The sequence below is a fragment of the Enterococcus sp. DIV0691 genome, assembly GCF_051711145.1.
In the GTDB taxonomy this organism is placed as follows: Bacteria; Bacillota; Bacilli; order Lactobacillales; family Enterococcaceae; genus Enterococcus_B; species Enterococcus_B hirae.
Map to the genome: position 1 here is coordinate 1,808,296 of NZ_JBIOLY010000001.1, position 19,930 is coordinate 1,828,225.

Genomic DNA, 19,930 nt, shown 5'->3' on the forward strand with positions numbered 1-19,930 from the left:
TTACAAATTGGAGTGAACGTCTTTTTTTATTTAACTATGTGCTAAACCACTTTGCTCATTTTTTGCCATTTCTGAAATCGATGAGGGTATTGATTTTCTTGATTGACGATTCCTTCATGTTCTTCCACTAATTCAAAACTTGTAAAATCGATTTCTCCAATAAATGTATCCCCCTCAAACTCTGCATCAATTAATGTTCGCCAGATGATCTTTGTTTCTGGTAACAAAGCTTGAAAAATTCGACTTCCTCCTGACACATAGATATCTTCAGGTATATCCTTGGCATATGCCAAAAGTTCATCAATCGAATGAAGGACTTCCGCATTTTTTTCTACTTTAAAATCTTTTTGAGTAGTTAACACAATGATATGCCGATAAGGAAGAGACAATTTGCCCATGCCTTCATATGTCTTTCTTCCCATCACTAATATTTTATCCATCGTATGTTCCCGAAAAAAACGCATATCGTTTGGCAACCTCCAAGGAAGCAGGCCATCTTTTCCAATCAAACCATTCTTGTCTTGTGCCCACATTGAAATAAACATGTGTTTCATCCTCTCAAACTGAATTTGAACAAACGATTTCAATCATACAAGAAAAACGACCCTGTTACAAGAAAAAGAGTCGCTTGTCAGGTTTATGGTTTCATTCAACCTTCACTATTAAAAAAAGTCTAGCTTCCTAAAAAGGATTCTAGACTTACGCTGAACTAATTATTTAGTTTCACGGTGTAAAGTAACTTTACGTTCGCGTGGGCAATATTTTTGTTTTTCCAAACGATCAGGGTTGTTACGTTTGTTTTTGCTTGTTAGGTAGTTACGTTCTTTACAAGAAGTACACTCTAAAGTAATGTTTACGCGCATGTTTTTCCCTCCCATTTTTTACTAGAATCCTCTAAGATGACTCTCAGACTTGATTATCTTACCATGATTTCCACTAGATTGCTAGCCTTTTTACAAAATTTGTTAAGTAAAACTACTTGACGAAAGTTATCTAAATAACTACTTGCTAAACAAAATCTTTTCCTTTTCCAACTATTGCGCTTACACTTGAAATATAAATAATTTTTGAGGAGGAAGATTTTATGCCTTGGAATATGAAAGATTATCCACCTGCAATGAAAAATTTAGAAGAGTTAACACGAAAGAAAGCAATCGATATCGGTAACGCCTTGCTTGCAGAAGGCTATCCTGATGATCGTGCTATTCCGATTGCTATCAAACAAGCCAAAGAATGGTCAGAAGATGCTACTTCTACTGAAAAAAAAGAGTTTTCTCAAGAAAAAAATCCAACAAAGCATGATTCTCACGACACAAATCCAAGAGCTTCTAAATTATTGACAGCCAAAGTGATCGTAAAATTTGAAGAAGATAAGTGGATTGTCCAATCAGAAGGAGCTAAAAAAGCAAGTAATCATTTTGATACGAAAGAAAAAGCGATTGAAAAAGGGAAAGAAATTGCTCAAAACAAAAACACATCATTAATTATCTACAAAAAAGACGGAACGAAAGAAAGAGAAATAAACTATTAATAAAAAACAACTCCTCCACAATAAAGGAGGAGTTGTTCACTGTTAAAAAGGAATAAAATCAATCCGCTCGAAGCGGGATGTTCTTTTGCTTCGCTAACTGATCACGTTTAGACTGTTACATAATCGATTGCTTCAGCCTTAGGGATTTCTTCGTCAATGAAGAAAACTTTATACCAAGTTAAAAAGCTGAAAATCGTCCAAATTTTTCGTTGTTCTTCATGACGCCCTTCATGATGGTCATTTAACAACTTCATAATTTTTTCTTGATCAAAGAATTCTTTGGCAAAATCAGCCTCAAATAATTCTTTGACTTGTTGATAGCCATGGTCTTCTTTCAACCAAGCTTTGATTGGTACAGGGAAACCAAGTTTTACACGGTTAGACCATTCTTCTGGCAAATGTTTGTTTGCTGCTTGTCGGAAAATATCTTTGGTATTATTTTGATTTAACAGATACTTACTTGGGATCTGTTCTGCCAATCTCATCACTTCGATGTCAAGTAACGGTACGCGTACTTCAAGTGAGCTAGCCATTGATAATTTATCCGCTTTTAATAAAATATCTTTTGGCATCCATTGATGAAGGTCAACGTATTGCATTTTGTTCACTTCATCTTCGATTTTTTCAGTTTTAGCATAATGGACTGCCATAATCTCCTGAACGGAAGGAGCCTTTTGGTATTCTTGTGTTAAAATATCTGACGCTTCGTTTTCTTCAAACACTCGAGCATGACCAATAAAATATTCTTTCGCAGGAGCTAAAGATTCATATAAATGGATTCTACCGTGGAAGTTTTTCATCTTGCCAATTTTTCGTCCCAAGTTATAACGTGTTCCTTTTGGTAGTTTCTTCAACCCTTGAGCAATGACACGAATAACTTTTGAATTCGTATGGAACCCATAAGTTTGGTATCCCGCAAATAGTTCATCTGCCCCTTCACCTGATTGGACAACTCGAACACTTTGCGAAGCCAAGTTTGCTAAGAAATAAAGTGGGACACATGAAGGATTCGAATCTGGCTCATCTAAATGGTATTGAATCAAAGGAAAAGCTTTAAATGACATATCTCCATCGATGACAGCTGCTGTATTATCTAAGTCCAAAAGTTCTGTTAACTTTCTAGCTTCAATAGCTTCATTATATGTTTTATCATCAAACCCAATTGAAAAAGAATGATCAGGTTTTAATACAGAAGTCACATAGCTTGAATCTACCCCACTAGATAAGAATGAGCCAACTTCTACATCGCTGATCGTATGTGCTTTAATCGATGCTTCAACTGTTTCATCAATCTTATCGATCCATTCTTTCCGTGAATAGTTTTGTTTTTCTTCAAAATTAGCATCCCAATATTGATGAATCGCTAACTTATTATCTTTGTAAGTGAAATAATGACCTTCTGGCAAACGGTGAACCCCTTTAAAAAAGGTTTCTCCATTTAATGGTGAATATTGAAATGTCATATAAGGTTTCAAGGCTTCTTTATTCAATTCTTTATGAAAATCTGGATGTGGTAAAAAGCTTTTGATTTCTGATCCGAACATAAATGTGCCGTTCATTTCCGCATAATAATATGGTTTGATTCCAAAATGATCCCGAGCACCAAATAATTCATTGCGTTTATTGTCCCAGATTGCAAAGGCAAACATACCCCGAACCTTTTGTAATAGATCAGTTCCCCATTCTTCATAACCATGCAACAATACTTCTGTATCCGCATGTGTTTGAAAAATATGTCCAGCTGCAATCAGCTCTTCTCTAAGAGGTTGGTAATTATAGATTTCCCCATTAAAAATGATGACTTTTGTCCGATCTTCATTATAGATAGGTTGTTTTCCACCCTCTAAGTCGATAATACTTAATCTTCTAAATCCTAAAGCAACATGCTGGTCAATATAATCACCCGAACTATTCGGTCCCCGATGAACGATTCGATCCATCATGTCGTTTATGATTGCTTTTTTATTGTCTTTGTCGTTAATAAATCCTACAATTCCACACATTTTATTTTTCACATCCTAGATAATAATTACTATTACTTTGTTTCGTCCATAAGCATCTTATCATAGAGGCTATTAAATCTTGAAATAATAGCTCTCTTACAGTTTCGTCACATGAAATAACAGTGAATATTTTTGAGTTCTACTATAAAAAAAGTAGTCCTATTAATTAATTTAACATGTTTTGACTAAGGAAGCTATTTTGTTTAGCAAAGACTTGAAAAATATTCATTATTATTTAATCATCTCTATCATTTAACCAATCAAAAGATAGTCCTTACTAAATAATCCGCTCTAATTAAGTTACGAGCGATTTCCAATAAGACTTGTTTGATTTTACTCTTAAACCTTCTTGTCGTGAAAGAAATTCCGTTGGAACAATCTCGTTTAAAAACAAGAATATATTTTCCACTTTCAAATAAACCTAACTAGATCTGACCTCATCTCGTCTAGTATCTGGTTTATATTTTCATTTCTATTTCTTCGAACATAGCTGAGAAGACTTTGTTCGTTTACTTATCTCTAAAACTATATTTTTTTTGATTCATTCATGTTATTATTATGAAGGATCTTTATTGGAAAGGGTAATGTTATGAAAGTATCAATTGTGGTTCCATGCTATAACGAAGAAAAAACAGTTCCTCTTTTTTTTAACGAGGTCGAAAAATTTAAGGGAATACATGAATTTGAATATTTGTTTATTGATGATGGTTCAAGAGATAATACATTACAAGCAATCAAAGCATTAGCTAATGACCATGAATATGTACGCTTTATTTCCTTTTCTCGAAATTTTGGGAAAGAAGCTGCTTTATATGCTGGTTTACAAGCTTCTACTGGCGACCTTGTCTCTGTAATGGATGTTGATCTACAAGATCCACCTGATCTATTACCAGAAATGATTGAAACAATTATGCAATCTGATATTGATTGCGTCGGTACTCGTCGTTCGACTCGTGACGGTGAACCACCGATCCGTAGTTTTTTTGCTAAGAAATTTTATCAGCTAATCAATAAAATCAGTGATACTGAAATGGTTGACGGAGCGAGAGATTTCCGTTTAATGACTCGCCAAATGGTTGATGCTATCTTGGAATTAACTGAATACAACCGCTTTTCGAAAGGCTTGTTCAGTTGGGTTGGTTTTAAAACCAAGTATATTTCCTTTGAAAACCGTGAACGAGTAGCTGGTGAAACCTCTTGGTCTTTTTGGAAATTATTTAATTACTCTATTGATGGAATCGTCAACTTTTCAGATGCACCATTAACAATTGCTTCATTCGTGGGGGCATTATCATGTATTGGTTCAGGTCTTGCTATTTTATTTATTATTTTACGTGCCCTGTTGTATGGTGATCCTACAGCTGGTTGGCCTTCCATGGTCTCTATTTTCTTGTTTATCGGAGGTATCCAATTATTGTGTCTTGGAATAATTGGCAAATACATTGGAAAAATCTTTTTAGAAACCAAACAACGTCCAGTGTATATTATCAGAGAGACTGAAAAAATTAATCCAAAAAACTATCAAAGCGAGAAATAAAAAAACTCAAGTTGTAACGATCTCAATAGTTAGTGATCTAACTGTTGGATTTCCTACAACTTGAGTCTTTTTTTATTTTCATCTATTTATGATGGTCAAAACAATGGTCCCAATCCCCAGCATAGTCAAACTAAATTGTACGAGTTCTGCTTTTTGCGGATTCCAGGTTTTCAACAATTCTTTTACCAGCATTAACACTAAAATTCCTACAACAATATATAAAATATAATAAGTTCTCATTCCTGAAGCCCAGATCGTAGGAGAAAATCCCATAATTATTCTTGAACAAGCGCCCATCATCATTAACAACATAAGAAAAGATGCTGTTTTTTTATTTTCAAAACTTAAGTAAATCCCTAGGAGCAAACAAGCCAATAAACCTAAAACAAGTAAAGTCGCTAGCCATGATCCAGGACGAGTAAGTGACAGATTCGTTCCAGTATCGGTAAATAGCTTTGTTAAGTGACTGCTATCCCATATTTGTGCACGACTATTGCCACGTATGTGTATAAAACTTTCACCCATCGTATTCCCTAGGTAGATAATCAGATTCAAGAAAAAAGGTATAGCAGATAATAAGCGGCCATAATAATTTTTGCACTTGTTATAAGAAAGTAAAAAAACAAATAAGAACAAAATTAAGAACAATACATTTGTATCTAGAAAAAAAGGCTTTCCAAAAGAAGAAATACCCAAATCTAATTTAGTGATAAAGCCAAATTGATCATATTGAGGAAACCACTTACTAATTTCTTGAGATGTCCTGATGGCATTCCCCGGTGTTGTCAACGAAAATAGTAACTCAATAAAACTTATGAGCAATGGGAGAATCAATAAGCGATGATATGCTCTTTTATATAATAAATAGCCAGTTATAATGGCCGTTAAAGTAAAAAAGCACGCATTCACTTGTTCTTGGTTAGCAGCAAATATCAGGAAAGGCAAACTAAACCAATAAATACTAGGAGTGATAGCTCTTCCTTTTAAGCGTTGGAAGAATGGGAAAAAAGCGAATAAGCAAAATGAAACGGACCATTGATAATTCAAAGTTGTCGACTCCCAGCCTGTTTCCCCCATCACGGTAAGTGGGACTAAGCAGTAGACAGATGTAACTAGCAACACGTTCTTACCATCCAATTTTTCAAAAACATACTTACAAATCATCAGAACCGTGCCCAACATGATGATTGAATTGACAAATTTCCACAGCAGAAAATGTTTAGAAAAAAACATCATAAACAGCTCTATGATAATTCTCGAACTCCAAGTTTTATAATGTTCGATCGAAGCTCCTAAATACCCTAGTTGGTCTAATCTATTTGAGTAAACTAAATCGTCTGCTCTAAATGATGGCATATATAGATTGAAAAATAAAAAACCAAGCCAAATAACTAAAAGCAAAAAAAATAATTCTTTATTAATTCTTTTTTTATTCCAGTACATTATTAAACTCCTTTTTATAATTTATCCCAGCAATTATAACACAGAGGCATCTGTTTCCTATATTTTTTTCATCCTTTTATTTTTAAATAATGAACAAACTGGTCACTTTATCAAAAATAAACATAACGATTAACAGGTTTCATTCATTGGTTTTCCAAAGCGTTTGATCAACCATATTCGGCTAAAAAAGTATTCATTACTTGTTAATAAAACTTTACAAGAAAAATAAGTACTCCAAACAAATAACACCGCATAATTTTTGAAACATTCATAAATTCTCCATTCTAAATGATATCGTTCATGAAGAGACAAAAGTTACAATAACTATCGATAGGCATCTGACGGAAATTCGGAATACAAAAAGAGGTTATGAAAACTTCGGGTAGCTCCAATGACAACAAGAAAGAATTTTTTAAACATCTTTCCATGTTTGAAAAATTCAAGCTTATTCCAAGAAGCTGCTACTTAAACACTATTGATTTATTTTTTGAGTAAAGTGTGGGTTTAATGTCGCACCATCAGAATAGTCTTTCGGGGGAATCGAAAAATAATTCAGATTAAAAAACACAACAAAAAAGACACGACCTAAATCGTGTCTAACTGTTGGTATAAAGGAAGGTACGGGACTTGAACCCGTGCACCACATTTCTGCGGCTCGCCGGATTTCGAGAATAGGGTTTAAAGCTGATTTTAAGTGTTTTTCGCTTATTATCAGCTTTTTAAATAATTGAAATACATCTTTTAATTGCATATATTTCTTTATTGGGGGTACCAAAAGGGGTACTCTTTTTATATTTTATTCGCAACTTAAATTACTCAAAGTATGTACCCTGTAGGACTCGAACCTACGACCGGACGGTTATGGACCGACTGAGCTAAGGGTACAGATTGTTGCCACCATGGACAATAACAAGAGATAGCATCAGTTTTATGTGGCAACAATCCTGTTATCGCATAACTTGAAGTGTGACTAGTTACGGGTGAGAGTATAGCTATGCGATAACATCACTATTTTATCGAATAATTTTTATAGTTGTCAATATGATTATGTACTGCTCCTCAAGTTGAGAGGCTAATAATTAAAAAGTAATAAACGACTTTATACGAACAGTCGCTTATTACTTTTTATTTTGCAGTTTTTGGCTTTTTTAAAATGAGATACAACACATATATGACTATTATTACAGATACTATTGGGATACCCCAAGCTAATATATTAAAAAATAATTTATTATTTCGCGAAAAATCGTAAATCCCATAGAGATATTCATATGACTCAATATATTCTCCTAGTATGAAAACAAAAATAAAAGAAAATACTGCAGAAAATAGCGTTCTATGTCTCTTAAATATAGAGTGATTACACTCTTCTCCATTTTTATAGCAATCACATGAAATTAATTTTCTTCCAGTAATTCTAGCCACCCACTGCAGCAAAGCAAATATCAATAAAGTTAAGCACAACATTATTCCGGAACTTATTGTTAAAACTTTTCCCATAGACCATTTACTACTTAAACTAACAATTGCTTTGGATAACCCATCAAATCCACCAAATAGCCCAAAGATAAGAGCAGAAAAAATCCCCAAAATGGCTATAAATTCTGTGTATATACTACCTTTAATTTTTTCCATATTTTTAATTGTTTCTTCTGCTTTATTTAAATCTTTTTCTAATTTTTTTATTTTTTCTTCAGTTTGATTTATATTTTTTTCGGCTTCTTCACTAATTTTTAGTGCTTCTTTCGAACTTGCTACGATATGTTTTTGCTGAATAATAGCTAATTTTATGTGTCTTCTTATAGAGTTAAAAAAAGAATCTATATTTGGGTAGCTTTCTCCTTCCTTTAATGAATTTTCAAAAATAGCTTGACTCTCATCAAAGAGCGCAATTAACTCGTCAGCATTATCTTTGTCATTCTCAAATATATAAGTAGTTAATTGATCATAAGGTGATGGACTATTCAATCCATCGATAGCTTTCAAAAGATCTATAATAGATTGCTTATTTTTTTTCAAATCATTTTCATTGTAAGATCTAAGAACCAATTCTACAAAAGATTCAGAAATACGCTCACTGTTTTTTACCATATTCTCGCTTCTTCATGTCTTTCAAAATATTTTTTCATTGAATCTATATCATAAGTTAGATGTTTTTCTCCACTCATAATCCTATCCTCGTCGTTTTTCCACTCACTATGCTTATGAGTTTCCTCAACTAACTTAAATGATGTATATTCAGATAAATTATTAATCACCGAAATTAGCTTTTCTTGAATATCATTGGGGATTGACTCCTCATTAAATTCATTTTCTATGATTTTAATTCCTGTATCCGTAATGTTAATACTCTCGTGCTTGCTAAGTTCTGTAATTTTGTTTGCCCTATAGTCTTTGTATTCATGATATACCTCGCTAACAACGGGGCCAAACTTCCACTTTTCTATCGGCTCTTCGAATAAAGGCTCCCCTGTTTCATACAAAAATTTAGCATTGGCAAAATATAGATATTTTTGAAGTGCTAAATTCGTAATAGGATCGTTTTTCTCAATTCTATTTTTTAAAATAAAATCTGCAATATCCATAGCTTTTAGCATGTTAAACTCACCTCTATATCACCCTTGTTTTTCTTCATATTATCATACACATGGTTGATTCACAAAAAAAAACTTTTGTCAATATTTTTCCAAGAAATCTTATGTACTGCCCCTCAACGAGGGGCTATTTTTTATCGTTGTGGAATATTTAAATACCAACGTTTGTCATGGAAATCTTGCGCACCGCCTTTAGTGTTCCCTTCTGGATCGTTTGTCGCACGCATCATTACGTAAACTTTTTTATTAGGGAAGTTACGCATATTGAAAGATACATGATAACCAACATTTCCAGAAGTATTATAAGCTTGATTTACATCTGGTCTATATATTCCATCAGTTTTTACTCGAGCTAATTCTTTCCCAGTATTGTAATCCATAATGAAGATATACTCGTATTTATAGTTAGCAATGTGCCATCCAGCTACATGCAAGTTTGCGTTTTCGATTTCTCCAAACTGATCAATGTGGGCGTAATTTGTTCCATCTGTCAGTGTAGGATTTGCTGCGCCTGCTCTAGTTGGATCAATGACTGGTTTATCCTCCGAAGTAGTTGGATTATCATCCGTAAAACCATGAGCTAAATCATATGCTAATTTTTCTTTACTTACGCCCATTTCAGAAAGATAACCGTAAGGATCTGTATGATCCCCCCAAATATTTTGTGTTACCCATAAATGCGATTTGATTCCTGGTTGGTTATAAGGCGTGTCCAATGTTAATGGAATACCATATTTCATTGCTGAATCTCTAGCCAATTCAACGTATGCTTTATAGTTTTTTTCAAAAGTTGCTTTATCATGTGTGTGCTGTAACTCAATCTGCACAGGACTGTTAGCATTAGCATACGAACCAGCACCGTACTGTACATAACCAGGTTGACCGACTTGATAAACAATTCCGCCGTCCCCCACAATGTAAGCAGTGTAAGCACTAATCCATGAACGTTGCATATACTGCGCTTCATTGCGTCCTGTTGCTGTTTCATTAGCCGTTTCATGCAGTAAAATGTACTGATTATTTGCTACTTGTGAGCTACCTTCGTTTGGACCCAAATTAAATTCATTGTTAATCGTATAGGCAAACCCATTAATTGGCAATAAAAAAAGAGCCATTAATAGGCTCATCGCAGTAATAGTAATTTTCTTTTTCATTTGTTTCCTCCTATTTTTTCAAATTATAAGCCGACACGCCAGTGATAACGCCTAAAAATGTTGCTACTGCATTGATAGTGAGTACTGTCATATCTGTTCCATTCCATCCATACGCTTTTCCTAACGTGGCTACTAATACAGATAAAGTGGGCAATACCGTAAGTACTGTCCATTTAATAATTTGATAATATTTATCGGGTAAAATCATTACTTCTCGCCTCCTTTCAGGGCATAAAAAAGAAGCACAGAATTATTTCCGTACTTCCTTCTCGATTTCAGTAACTTTGTCATCGATTCGCTTCACATCTGAACGTATAAATTCAAATCCTTTATTCAACTCATTCAACGTAGCCAAAAAGTCTCGTCGGTCCTGTTTTGAGCTTTCTCTTTCATCATGTAGTTCTTTTCGATAGTAAATATTGATTCGCCAAGAAGCGAAAATAATAAACCCGATCAATATAACTGTTAATGGTAAAAAAATAAGCCCGTCGATTGCGACTAGCTTGTTAAAAATCTGATCGATACCTTTCATTTTTTCTCACCCTCTTCCTATTCAGTGAGAATTTCTTTCACTTTTTCATCTTCTTTTTTATCCAAAATTGCTTGAACTTTCTTTTTTAATGTTTTAGGTACGTCATCAATCGTTTTCTTTCCTTTTTTGATTAGGTCTGCATAGATGTTTTCCATGTTACTCACTCCCTAATGAATATTCATAAATTTCGGTCATTGCCACTTGTAAATTCGTAACTTGTTCATTTAATGATTGATTATTTTCTTTAAACGCTTGATTTTCCTCTTGAACTTGTTCAAGCTGTTGTTCGGTCTTACGATGGATTTCTTCCAACAACTCTAGTTTTTTAGAGAAATCTTGTGTGACAACTTCTTCCCATTTCCGTTCACTCGGATTCCAAAACTGACGATCTAACGGAATATCTGGTAATGGTGGTACCAAGGTATACGGCACTCCTTCTGGAAAATCATCTGGCATATTTTCCCATACCTTGCAACCTACCGGATAAATATATTCATACATTGTTTTCATCATTCATTCCCCCTATTAATTTGGCCACGCATCATTTGTAAAATAGCTGACGGTTCCAGAACACTCTTGATTTTCTGGTAAATTTGTAGTAGAAACCATCACAACAATTCCCGAAGCATTTGCGTAAACAGATAATGCAGGATTTCGATTGGTTTTATTCGCCAAAGTTCCACCCCAATCCTTTAGCGAAATCGGAGTATATCCTCTTGGAAAAGGCATTAAAACCTTCCATCCAGCAAAATTTGCTGATTTATTTGTGATCGAAAAATTGGCTACTACACTTCGTCCATCTCGTTCAAATCTGACTGAACTTTCATTGGTAAAATCTGTTGTATTCGTTGTTTTTACTGTTTTTGAAACAAAACGATCTAAAGCTACTGGTACATTATTCACTGTTGGTGTTTGTCGAAAGTCTTTAAAACCATCAATGGATTCATTTCCTGAATTATGGACAACTGTGGAGTCATTAGATAATTTATTCCAATTGAACCAAGTTAACGGCGAACCACTCATGATTCGATTATAGAAATTTCCATTTGAGATAAATAGTTGAACAATCACACTTGCTGATTTAATCACTATTAAATAGCCATATAGGGTTCCTGAAATAGGCATATTTTCTCCTGTAGAACCTGCACAGTAATAGATACCACTCGTTTGTATACTATTCCAGTCTTCTGTAGTAATAAAATTATTCTTATAAATTAATAAACCTTTCTCTGTACTAGATTTAGAAACAAAATATTGTTCACTATAATCAGGTGTAATATTCCAGCTGTAATCATTTGGATTATCGCTGTCTTTCAAGCCTTCACCGAAATATTTATAATCTATGATATTCGGAGTAGCTACCTCTCCTTCTTCTATTTTTAACCATTCAATTGTGCAATTTCCAAGTGAATTTTTTGGTACTTGGTAGAGTTCGATATTGCTAGGATTAGCAGTAGCTACCTCATTAGGTGTAAAAGTTAAACGCCAGGTATCAACTAAACCATTCACAGGAGTTAATGTGCCATAATCAATCGAACCATTTCCAAATAGTTTAAAAGACTGATTGACTGGCTTCGTTCCTTTTAGTGTAATTGTCATCGTTTTCCCTATTTCCAAATTCTTTTTCATCTTTGCGGCATACAAATTATAAGTTGATGTATTTATTGGAAATACAACCGACTGATTTGCCAGATTTTCATTCAAAGGAAATTTGGATATCTGCCATGGTTTTTCAAATAAGTTGGGGTGATATGGCGTAGGTATTGCTCCTTCTTCTAACTTGATATATTCTATACTGATTGATCCATCCACTATTTGGGAATTACTATCTAAACGTAGATAAGTACGCTCTACTTGTTTCATTTCTGATACACTACCAGTCACAGAAATCATTTTTGTTTCTCCCGCTAACGTATCAGCTAAGTTCGTTCCCAGTAGAATATTACCTCCGGGAAATTTTCTATAAGTTAGTCGAATTTTTGACAAGTCTCCTACAAAATCCTCATTCACTGTTACCTTAGCAGAAAGCGTATAGGTTGTTTGGGGCTTGATTTGCATGACATTTCCTGTTTCAGCACCAAAGCCAGAATTTCTAAAAGTTAATTTTACACCCCTATTTTCGTTGGCAATTGTTACATTATCTTTTGTTGTAAAATAATCACTAGTTATAGTGCTTAATAGATTGGGATTTCCACTATAATCATAGTCTCCAAAATCAATGCTGTTTGAATACATCTTTTTCAACTTGCCAAGATCACCAATTTGCTGATTGGTTTGGTTCATCTTATCTTTGATTAACGTTAATTCATTTTGTGTTGAAACAACGTTTTGAGAAACAGTATCAATATTAGATTGAGTCGTTTTTAATTCCTCTGTTACCTCGACAACAGTTTGATCAATTGACTGTGCTGCATTCTCTACAAAGTTATTTATTTGCTGGTTGGCTTTTTCGATTGTAGAATCTACATTTGTTAATGCCTCATTCACTGCATCTGTTGTTTCTTGCTTGATTCCATCGAGCAGTTGTTGAAAGTCTTTGAAATAATATTCTCCATTTAGTTGAACATCTCTATCGATGATAGATTTCTCGATATTGAAAGTAAAAGCCAAGTTGTCGGTGTGACTGCCATCTGGAAAGTCAATATAAACATTCGCATCAACTTTGCCTTCATAAGCAAGTAACATATCAGGAATTAAGTATTTTACAATACCTTGCATGTAGCTTTCAGTAATGATTTGGTTGTCAAAAATAGGAAATTCTTTTTTCTCTTCACCAGAATAGATGTACATAAAAAGACGGACAGTCGCATTGATTAAATCAGTTGGACTTCCGTCTTGATTTTTAATTTCAAATTGTAATACGCCCGCTTTTTTGTCATAGGATTTGAAAGTAAAACCAGTAATTTTCGCTGGTGGATTTGTCGGTTCTGTCGGAACAATGATTTCTCCTGTCTTTTTTTCCATTGAATCACCTTCCTTAATAATTAAATAGAAGAGTCACCGTATTAATAAATCCCTTCGATACCTGCAATCGTAAAACCTGTGTCATCTGTAAAATCTATAGTTCCATTTCCATGAATAGTGGCCAATCGACATTTAGTAAAACGTAACACCACGTTGTCACGATAATTAGTAAGTTCTATTCGAATATTCCAAATACTTTTTTCGGATGAACCTATACCCGAAAACATAATAACTGGGTTATCTACCGCTGGTGTTTCAAGCGTAAACTGTGTACCTAAACCCTTGACATGAAATCGTAAACGACTAAAACGACGTGTACTAGCCGTTAAATTCATGTTTTGTCCTACCTTACAATCTGAATCGCCCGCTTTCCACAGTTTCGTTACTTGTTCAATTCGTTTCCAATTTCTTGAATTGTAGCCACCTTCTCCGCCTTCCTTGCTTGAATTGATATAGAAAATACTTCCGTTTGATACATCAATCATCACATAAGTCTTACGTTGAGCGTGTTCCCCGAATACATGCAACTGGATAATTTGTCCAGGGATCATTGGATCAGGCGTTCCCATTTCGTCAGCCCAAGCCCATACAGTAGCGTAATGCCCAAATGGAATATTCCAGAAACTATACTTCTCACTTAAGTAATTATCCTTAATTAAATGACCGGTTGCTTGTGCTACAGTCTCAGGTGAAGCAAAACCTGCATTTCTCTCGGTAGCAAGCGCATGTGCTTGCTGGTCGTTACCATCGCAATGAATAGCAAACTGATCCAACATATAATCAATTGCTTGATCTCTTGTCATATTTTCAAACATTATCCATCACTCCTTCAATATAAAAATGACCGTTTGGTTGCTCGTCCCACACCGTTCATTATCAATTTTCTTGCTGTTTTATCAATTGACAATTGATAAAAAGCTTCAAAATCAACACTAGTATCTTTAGTAAATGCACAAGTTCCAACTATCATTTTCAAAGTACCTAGATTTCTCACCGTTTCCCAATGTTCATGCCCGCAAATGTAGGCAATAACGACACCTGGTCCTTTTGTGCTAAAATCAAATACTTCACTTCCTGTAACGGACTCCGATGGTTCTCCAGTTAGCGAATCATAATCAATGGTTACTGATACACCTTGTTTAAACCCATCAATAAGTGTCCGTAATGCTGCAGTATTCCATACACCTGTTGCGGAATCATCTAATGGGATATGACCTACTAATAAAACATGATAGCTACGATCTAAGTTCGTGAGGAAAGTACCGAAGTCTTTCAATTGTTCTGCTCCGATTTTCCCTATTTCACCATCTTTTGTATGGCCACTGAATTCTTTGTACTGACCGTTGCTATCAAGTGCATCACTATAATCATCTGTATCAATGCGATAGATTGCAATTCCTTTATCTGGGAATAAACGACCACCGAATGTGCCATTATATAAATGGTGCATATCCGCACTATTTAAACAAGTTTCTGGTGTATGCCCTATCCAAGCATAAGGAATTTTTCCAGTATCATGATTTCCACGACAAACGATGACATCTTTTTTCCATACACTAGCAAAATTTGCGAAACGTTTTTGTATGGCCATTGAATGTGTTCTCCCAAAGTCACGAACACCAATCTTGAACTCTCCTGTACGCCCACTATTACAATCACAGTTATCTCCACCGTAAACAGTCACATCACAGTGTTTGGCCATTTCTTTAAATTTTGCTAAAGTACTCCAACGCCTAGGATTCGTTGAACTATCTCCTGTTGTAAAAGCACTGTCTTTCCCCATCCCATCGACGTGAGTATCTGTGATGAACGCAACGTTAAATAACTGATGATCAATGTTGGCAATAACTTCATCAAAATTAGACGGAACAGAATATCCACCGTCTGTAATCTGTCGCACAGAACTAGGCACAGAAAGTTTTTTATTTTGAATGTCATCTAAGCGATCAGCTAAACTCTCATAATTTCCTTTCGCTTCATTCAAAATGTTAATGATCGTACCACCAGGATCTATGTTTTCCAGTAATTCACGATTATTTTCTAACCACTGCTCCCAGTCACTTTTTCCCTGATTCATGTAATCTTTGAATTTTCTTAGCAAATCCTCAAAGGTCCACACGTAACCAGAATCCCGTAACTGACTTCTAGATATTCCAGAAATAACCTGATAAGTGAAATCCTGCGTGCTAAATTGTTCACTCCAAGTACCATCGCCGTTAAGTGAACGGAAACTGAAATGTGCAGTGTTTTCACCACCCCATTGCCAGTCAGGCTCACTTAACGTATAGACAAGCCTTGCTTGTGATGGACTATATTCTTGTACTTTTTGTTCCACAGGTTGGTTTTCACCAAATTTTGTTGTGTTAATAAAAAATGGCACTAAGCCATCGAATGTTTTTAGTTTTCCATGTTCTACTACTTCAACAACGAGCTTTTGAGTTAAAACATCCCCTTGACGAATCCGAATCAAATTTATTCCGTTATTTGATTCTGTGGTGGATAGGACTAGTTTATGCTGCGTTTCTACCACGACTATCCCTCCTTTAGAAATTGATATAGTCTCTTGCATTATGGAAATGGCCAGAAGAAGATGGATAAAATTCATCCATAAATTGGAAATGAAGATGTTCTCCAGTTGATGGTCCTGTTGTTCCCATAAGTCCAATTTGCTGGCCAGCAGTTACTTTTTGACCTTTTGAGACATCCACACGACTTTGGTGGGCATAGCCTGTATACATTCCATCAGCGTGTTTGATTACTGTCCAGTTTCCATACCAGTCATAATAGTTCGCATCTCCTGCAACAATCACTTCGCCATCAGCTGAAGCAAAGATAGCTGTATTAGGATTTCCATTTACAAGATCGATACCGTTATGAAATTCTTGTGCTCCCGTGATTGGAGAAGTGCGCCAGCCAAATTCGCTCGTCACTGTGATGGGATCCGCAATTGGCTTTATATACCCTTTTGATGCAGGAATTTCCAAATCTTTGAACTTGTCATACCATTCTTGTGCCCATGTCGTCCGTTCTGGATGTGGATCACGTGGTCGTTCAAAGTTAGCCACGAATGCTTGTGCTGATGTGTTGATATCCGTCAGATTCATGAATTGTGTCCATGTATAAGGATAAGCACTAGTTGCGATCCATTGCCCATTTGGTGCATGCCACATCAACAATTTGAACTGCGCAGTGATCGTGTCTGGATCATCACTTATGCCAGCCTTTGTCATTAAATTGATCATGTAGACACGTCCGCTAGTTGCCCCTGTGGAATCCGTCCATTGCCATACACCATAACCGAACCCAGGTGCGCCATTACCCTCATCGGCGGTTGGATTAGCATCTGATTCTCCTTGTGCATTTCCAAGCAGAGCTGCAGCGGCTTGTTTAGTAAAGCCTGCACTTATAGCCATTGCCCAAATCTGCCAATAACGTTTATCCCGATCAGTAGTTACTTCTGGTGGATATTGTCCATTCCAACCATTGTCGTTTCCTCCGCCACTGTTTCCACCACCGTTAGTATCAATTTTCACACCATTTACATAAAGCTCCTTGACATCTAGCCGGCCATCCACGGTTATATTTCCTTTTGAAAATTTACCATCACCGTAAAAATTATATTTGCGTTTATCAGCAGTAACATCTGCAGGAATTTGAAAAACGGGATTCCCTAGATCTCCACCGTTCCCAGCATTAATGGAAAAAATATAGTTCGGTTCCTTCCATACAGCAAAGCCGTTAATCCCTTTAGAACCATAAGTAGATACAATTGAACCTAGGCGTTCTCCATGTACATCATCTAAGCCAGTAGAGTTGACTTTTTTTTCAAAGGAAAGTTCTCCTCCTTCTGCCACTAATTGGAAATCTTTATCATCTAACGTCTTTAAAGCTACCCCTTGTACGAGAATACCCGAAAGAATTCCCGCTTGAATAAAATTAGCATTGAAGGTTCCATCCAACGTCCAAGCAGTTGTACTATCGCCGTTGTGTACATCTTGAATTGTTTTCCATTCACCTTTTTTACATTGTTTGAAAGATATTCCTGAGTTATTTTGAACCATAAAGAAACGCGACTCAGGAATGTTAGGTCCATTCATATAAACAGTTTCATAGATTTCTCTACTATCACTAACACCAGCTTCAATTCCATTTACCCAATAAATAGAACCACCATTATCTCCTGCACCTCGCATAATATCATCTTGATATTTTCCAATTTCAGTTGATTCATAGAAAGTCATTTTGCTGGATTCTAGACTATTAATATTATTGATAATCGATGCTGTTTGTTTCCTAGCATCTTTGGTTAGATTATCTCCTAACTCGATAGTGGTCTTTCCTGTCAGACGATTCAAAGTAGATTTATAAATGCGAGTCTTATAATGGTAGTCTTTATCATATCTGTGTATAGTAACTATATTGCCAATCACATCCCCCCCGACCACCTCAGCTTTAAACTGAACTAACGGTCTAGCAGATTCTACTAATGTGGCATAAGTATTCTTAAGTAACTCTTCAGGATCTTCGATGTCATCGAAAACAACTACCGTTTCTCGCTTTCTCATTGACCCGTCTTTTTGTGGAATACCATACTTTTGAGTCGCCTCGGGATCTTCAAGCCAATTTTGTCCTTTAGGTTTATCTAAAGGATCACCATTTGCTTTTTTCCATTCGATATCTGTGAATTCAATTCGTCTTCCATAGCCATCTCCTACCTCTTCCCCTCGTCCTCTACCAATCATAGAAGTGGAAATCGAACTACGGTCGATTTCTCTAACAACGGTTAGAGCTTTGCTTCCGTATACAAATCGTGTATTGGATTCCTCACCAATTTGTTCATATACTTCAATCCATTTATCTTTGATACCGTCAGCATCTAAAGAACATCTAAATAGAATTTCCATTCCTAAAGTCTGCAATTGTTTCAATGCTTCTTTAACTGATATATAGTAAAAAGTTGCTGTCACTGCTGGCAACATCGCATCCACATGACCGACACGCCAGTTTCCCTCTGTAAAACCAATCAAACGCTCAAGAACGTTTTTTATCGGTTCACCGCTAGGTCTAATATCTTTAATGATATAAGCGTCTAATTCATTCGGCGCAAATCCTATCCCAGTAAATTCTAAAGTCTCGGCGGGATCACTAATCTTTGTTATCCGATACAAAGAAAATGACGATTCGTTTTCACGAACCGCCATAAAACTCGCTTCTTCAATTTTTTTATCATACGTGGTTGTAACTTGTAGCGTGTCTTTCATTAAATCGCTTTTGTCAGAGGTGATTTCTTTTTCTTGGGAGTCTTCGATTATACTTCGTGTATTTTTTCTTTTGATAAGTTTCTGGAGATGATCGAAAAAATAAACTGTTTCACTCAAATTGTTGCCCCCCTATAAAAAACTTTAATTTTTCCATTATCACTAACTATTTTCTGCCCTTGCTCAAGATGAAAGTTCTCGAAATCACTTTCTAAATCAATGATTGAAGTACGGTTTTCGCCATTCACCAGTACTTGTTCCTCCATAAAATCAAAAACAAGCAAGTCACCAGCCTTTATGTCCGCATCCGTAATACTTATAGTTTGCATGCCATTTGTGATTTTAATTGAATTATCAAAACTTAAATTAGCTTCTATTCTGCGAGGAGTGACAGGAAATTGGATAAAGTTTCCAATGTATCCCTCACTGACAACCTCTCTCGTATACTTTAATGGATCTGAACAAAAGATTGTAAAGCTTGAAATAATTGAATTGGAGTCTCCTGGTACAATGTCCGCAGTTGTATAACGTCCATAGTAGTAATAATCCAATTCATCATGGAATCTAATTTCAATATCTTCAGTCCGATATAGGTAATTCAGTAATGTCTTGAATTTAAATTGTAATTTCTCTGGGTTTCTATCTTCCAATTTATAAGAAATTTTAAGCGATCTTGAAGGCAAGGTTTGGTTAGTTATAATTGATCCCACCTGTATTTCTTGTTGTTCAATTTCGACAGAAAGCATTTCTCTACCTTCTACGGTGAGCGTTTGATATCCATCTATCAAATCTTCTAAATACATTCCATCGTACATCATTGCAGACGTAGGAAGGAAGCGTTTAGAACTATTGAGATTAATGGTTGTATCTTTGAATGAGTACATTTTATTTTCTCGTTGATCCAAAATATTCCC

At 35.4% G+C, this 19,930-nt stretch carries 19 protein-coding genes and 1 tRNA gene; 2 read left to right on the plus strand and 18 right to left on the minus strand.

Annotated elements, in window-relative coordinates:
- Positions 1-41: 41 nt before the first annotated feature.
- Positions 42-545 carry a dihydrofolate reductase gene (locus tag IGJ11_RS08050; protein ID WP_010737807.1) on the minus strand — a complete coding sequence of 168 codons (504 nt, stop codon included), beginning with the start codon at positions 543-545 and terminating at the stop codon, positions 42-44.
- A gap of 168 nt (positions 546-713) precedes the next feature.
- Positions 714-878 carry a 50S ribosomal protein L33 gene (rpmG, locus tag IGJ11_RS08055; protein ID WP_002320810.1) on the minus strand — a complete coding sequence of 55 codons (165 nt, stop codon included), beginning with the start codon at positions 876-878 and terminating at the stop codon, positions 714-716.
- 206 nt (positions 879-1,084) lie between these two features.
- Here rpmG and IGJ11_RS08060 point away from each other — a divergent pair, with 206 nt between their 5' ends.
- The gene (locus IGJ11_RS08060; RefSeq protein WP_053766725.1) at positions 1,085-1,531 is read left to right on the plus strand and encodes a DUF2188 domain-containing protein; all 447 of its coding nucleotides are present in this window, start codon (positions 1,085-1,087) and stop codon (positions 1,529-1,531) included.
- 107 nt (positions 1,532-1,638) lie between these two features.
- Here the strand turns inward: IGJ11_RS08060 and asnB are convergent, their stop codons facing one another.
- Entirely contained in the window at positions 1,639-3,534 is a 1,896-nt protein-coding gene (asnB, locus tag IGJ11_RS08065; protein ID WP_207431910.1) for an asparagine synthase (glutamine-hydrolyzing), read from the minus strand.
- Between the two features lie 589 nt (positions 3,535-4,123).
- Here asnB and IGJ11_RS08070 point away from each other — a divergent pair.
- Positions 4,124-5,071: a glycosyltransferase family 2 protein gene (locus IGJ11_RS08070; protein ID WP_010718832.1), complete on the plus strand. Its 948-nt coding sequence runs from the start codon at positions 4,124-4,126 to the stop codon at positions 5,069-5,071.
- A gap of 78 nt (positions 5,072-5,149) precedes the next feature.
- Here the strand turns inward: IGJ11_RS08070 and IGJ11_RS08075 are convergent, their stop codons facing one another.
- The 15 genes from IGJ11_RS08075 to IGJ11_RS08145 all read right to left on the minus strand — a co-directional run bounded on the left by IGJ11_RS08075 (position 5,150) and on the right by IGJ11_RS08145 (position 19,921).
- Positions 5,150-6,514 (minus strand): DUF6056 family protein, encoded by a 1,365-nt coding sequence (locus IGJ11_RS08075; RefSeq protein WP_178286036.1) that lies wholly within the window; start codon positions 6,512-6,514, stop codon positions 5,150-5,152.
- A gap of 472 nt (positions 6,515-6,986) precedes the next feature.
- Complete coding sequence (locus IGJ11_RS08080) at positions 6,987-7,265, minus strand: hypothetical protein (RefSeq protein ID WP_438772484.1); 279 nt, start codon at positions 7,263-7,265, stop codon at positions 6,987-6,989.
- A gap of 73 nt (positions 7,266-7,338) precedes the next feature.
- Positions 7,339-7,399 (minus strand) — tRNA-OTHER (locus tag IGJ11_RS08085).
- A 240-nt stretch (positions 7,400-7,639) separates the two neighbouring features.
- Positions 7,640-8,605: a hypothetical protein gene (locus IGJ11_RS08090; RefSeq protein WP_226062707.1), complete on the minus strand. Its 966-nt coding sequence runs from the start codon at positions 8,603-8,605 to the stop codon at positions 7,640-7,642.
- Entirely contained in the window at positions 8,599-9,099 is a 501-nt protein-coding gene (locus tag IGJ11_RS08095) for a Panacea domain-containing protein (protein ID WP_438772485.1), read from the minus strand. Before IGJ11_RS08095 ends, IGJ11_RS08090 begins: the two co-directional genes overlap by 7 nt.
- 143 nt (positions 9,100-9,242) lie before the next feature.
- Positions 9,243-10,262 (minus strand): peptidoglycan recognition protein family protein, encoded by a 1,020-nt coding sequence (locus IGJ11_RS08100; protein WP_438772486.1) that lies wholly within the window; start codon positions 10,260-10,262, stop codon positions 9,243-9,245.
- A 10-nt stretch (positions 10,263-10,272) separates the two neighbouring features.
- Positions 10,273-10,470: a phage holin gene (locus tag IGJ11_RS08105; RefSeq protein ID WP_086272849.1), complete on the minus strand. Its 198-nt coding sequence runs from the start codon at positions 10,468-10,470 to the stop codon at positions 10,273-10,275.
- 42 nt (positions 10,471-10,512) lie between these two features.
- On the minus strand, positions 10,513-10,794 hold the full coding sequence (locus IGJ11_RS08110; RefSeq protein WP_010719480.1) for a hypothetical protein: 282 nt from the start codon (positions 10,792-10,794) through the stop codon (positions 10,513-10,515).
- Positions 10,795-10,811: 17 nt separating this feature from the next.
- On the minus strand, positions 10,812-10,949 hold the full coding sequence (locus tag IGJ11_RS08115; RefSeq protein WP_010719481.1) for a CD1375 family protein: 138 nt from the start codon (positions 10,947-10,949) through the stop codon (positions 10,812-10,814).
- A gap of 1 nt (position 10,950) precedes the next feature.
- Positions 10,951-11,304 (minus strand): hypothetical protein, encoded by a 354-nt coding sequence (locus tag IGJ11_RS08120; protein ID WP_025480207.1) that lies wholly within the window; start codon positions 11,302-11,304, stop codon positions 10,951-10,953.
- Positions 11,305-11,319: 15 nt separating this feature from the next.
- Positions 11,320-13,758 carry a BppU family phage baseplate upper protein gene (locus tag IGJ11_RS08125; RefSeq protein WP_438772488.1) on the minus strand — a complete coding sequence of 813 codons (2,439 nt, stop codon included), beginning with the start codon at positions 13,756-13,758 and terminating at the stop codon, positions 11,320-11,322.
- A 41-nt stretch (positions 13,759-13,799) separates the two neighbouring features.
- Positions 13,800-14,573, minus strand: a complete 774-nt coding sequence (locus IGJ11_RS08130) for a hypothetical protein (RefSeq protein WP_438772489.1) — start codon at positions 14,571-14,573, stop codon at positions 13,800-13,802.
- 14 nt (positions 14,574-14,587) lie between these two features.
- A complete protein-coding gene (locus IGJ11_RS08135; RefSeq protein ID WP_438772490.1) occupies positions 14,588-16,327 on the minus strand; it encodes a BppU family phage baseplate upper protein in 1,740 nt (579 codons plus the stop codon).
- The gene (locus tag IGJ11_RS08140; protein ID WP_438772491.1) at positions 16,302-19,136 is read right to left on the minus strand and encodes a phage tail spike protein; all 2,835 of its coding nucleotides are present in this window, start codon (positions 19,134-19,136) and stop codon (positions 16,302-16,304) included. Before IGJ11_RS08140 ends, IGJ11_RS08135 begins: the two co-directional genes overlap by 26 nt.
- Positions 19,133-19,921, minus strand: a complete 789-nt coding sequence (locus IGJ11_RS08145; RefSeq protein WP_226062882.1) for a distal tail protein Dit — start codon at positions 19,919-19,921, stop codon at positions 19,133-19,135. The genes IGJ11_RS08140 and IGJ11_RS08145 overlap by 4 nt, the downstream gene beginning before the upstream one ends.
- Positions 19,922-19,930: the final 9 nt, after the last annotated feature.